Annotated in this window: 2 protein-coding genes; both read left to right on the forward strand. The window is 42.5% G+C overall.

The window, feature by feature from the left end:
• Positions 1-179: 179 nt before the first annotated feature.
• Positions 180-2219 carry a DNA sulfur modification protein DndD gene (gene dndD / locus QCH34_RS10760; protein ID WP_300333990.1) on the forward strand — a complete coding sequence of 680 codons (2040 nt, stop codon included), beginning with the start codon at positions 180-182 and terminating at the stop codon, positions 2217-2219.
• A partial coding sequence (locus tag QCH34_RS10765) for a DndE family protein (protein ID WP_300333993.1) occupies positions 2216-2436 on the forward strand: 221 nt, incomplete at its 3' end. The genes dndD and QCH34_RS10765, both read left to right, overlap by 4 nt.

The following is a 2436-nucleotide window of genomic DNA, read 5'->3' on the forward strand; positions in this document are numbered from 1 at the left end:
TGCACAACACTCCGGTGCGATTGGTCACGAAATTGCTGGATGTCGAACGACAATTTCAGGGAATGAAGCGACGGTCCTCGATTTATTCGAGGATTGAAGATGTATTAAAGGAAGAATGGCGGACAGAGGATGAAATTCTCGGTAGGTCAAGTGAAGAAACCGATTAGAGAGGTTCTAAGATGCTGATAACAAAATTAACCCTCAACAATTTCGGCCTATTCAAGGGAAAAAACGAATTTGATTTGAGACCGACGAAGAATAACGGTTGCATTCAGCCAATCATCCTCTTCGGCGGGAAGAATGGTGCGGGGAAAACAACCCTTTTCGATGCATTTCGCATCGGGCTATATGGGCCAAATCTCGACGAATACCGATACAAAAAACGAGAATACAATAAATATATCCTGGACCATTTTCATCAAAATGTAAACTCCCAATTGAGTTGCGACTCTGCTTCGATCGAGATTGAATTTGAATACGCACACCTGGGCGAAAAGGATTATTTCAAAATAACCCGTGCGTGGATACGGCACAAAGAAGAACTAAAAGAATCGCTCTCCGTTACAAGAAATGGGGAAAAAATCGACGATCTCGAAGTGTCACAGTGGCAAGATTTCATCAATGAGTTGATCCCTCCAGGAATTTCGAAACTATTCTTTTTTGATGGCGAAAAGATTCAATTGCTCGCCGAAGATGACAAAAATAATACCCATCTCAAGCGTTCGTTCAAAACATTACTTGGATTGAATATTGTCGATAAATTGAGCTCGGATCTAGGGATTTATATCAGCAGAAAGGCAAAAACGTCCGGAGAGAAAGAGATTCAGAAAGAAATTCTACGACACGAGAAAGAGCACTCTGAGTTGGAGCAATCCTTGGATACCCTGCGTCAGCAAAGAGCGGAATTAAATGCAAAATATCATCAAAAGTTAGGAAAACTCGACGAACAAGAGGTACTCGTTGCTCATGAAGGGGGCAGCTTCTCAGACCGACGCAACGAACTAAAACTGGAAAAAATTCAATTGGAAAATGATATCGAGAGAACACGTTCGAATATCAGAGAACTATGCTCAAATTTACTTCCATTTTCCCTGACACCAAAGTATTGCGAGCTCTTTAAGTCCCGCTTACTCGAGGAAGAAAAGTATACTCAGTGGCAAAATACCCAACGAATATTCGAAGAGAAAATCGATAATTTTTCTAAAGCAATCAATGCGGCAAATCATTGGGAAGATATTAGAATTTCATCAGATGAACGCAGTGAAATCATTCATCGCATGGTAGATCTTTTCCGAACGACGTTTTCGCAGGATGACAAATATCATAATTTCCGGCCGTTTCATGCCCTCTCGCAGAAAGAGACACAAAAACTCTTGAATTGGATCGACGAGTCACAGACGAAGACTCCAGTAGAATTGAAAAATCTAACTGAAAAACTGGAACAATTCACCGATAAAAGAAATCGGGTTGAAAAGGCATTGCAGAGAGCCCCCGAAGATGATGTAATTGGGCCGATTATCCAGGCATTAAACAAGCTGAATCAGGAAATTGGCCAGTATGAAGAACAGCTACGGCAGATGGATGAAAAAATCAGGATATTGGAATACAAGCTTGATGAAGTCAATAAAAATCGAGAAATCTGCTTTAATCAATTGAAAGAAATTGAAAATGTTTCAAATCAGGTAGCGATGGCAAATTCGGTGAGAGAGATTGTCCTTGAATATAGCGACAAATTACAGAAGGCAAAAATTAATGAATTCGGTGAGATCTTTCTCTCCTGTTTCAATCGTCTTCTGAGGAAAGGAGAGTACATTACTGGCGTTGATATCAATATCAAGGACTTCTCCCTGACCCTCTACAGCCGGAGCGGTCAGGTAATTCCCAAGACAAATCTTTCCGTTGGAGAGAAACAGATCTATGCAGTAGCAATGCTCTGGGCTCTGACTCTTGCTTCGAGGCGACCATTGCCATTCATCATCGACACTCCCCTGGGCCGTCTAGACAGCGAACATCGGGGCAATCTCGTCGGTGAATTTTTCCCCAAAGCCAGCCACCAGATGCTAATCTTTTCCACGGACACAGAGATCGATCTCAACTATTTCAAGGATTTACGCCCCAATATCGCCAAAGCCTATCATCTGGACTTTAACAAGGAAGATGGAGCGACCAAGGTTACCGAAGGATACTTCTGGAATGGTCTTGCGGAGGTGGAGAATTGAGTTTCAATCGCGTTCGAATCAGCCAGGATGCAACAAAAAGACTCCAGATGCTCAAGGGAAAGACCGGGCTCACTCCCAACATATTATTGCGTCTCGCTTTCTGCTTCTCACTGAATGATCCAAAGATACCCAACCCAGCAGATTATGATCAGGAAGGGCAGGAGTTGAATCGGTATACACTGACCGGAGAGTGGGATATGTTCTTCATGGGGCTAAT

It is taken from the genome of Methanocalculus sp. (assembly GCF_029762515.1).
Classification (GTDB): Archaea; Halobacteriota; Methanomicrobia; order Methanomicrobiales; family Methanocorpusculaceae; genus Methanocalculus.

Bases quoted from the DNA above. Each gene is read 5' to 3' on its own strand.
- dndD (WP_300333990.1), top strand. From the start codon at position 180: ATGCTGATAACAAAATTAACCCTCAACAATTTCGGCCTATTCAAGGGA.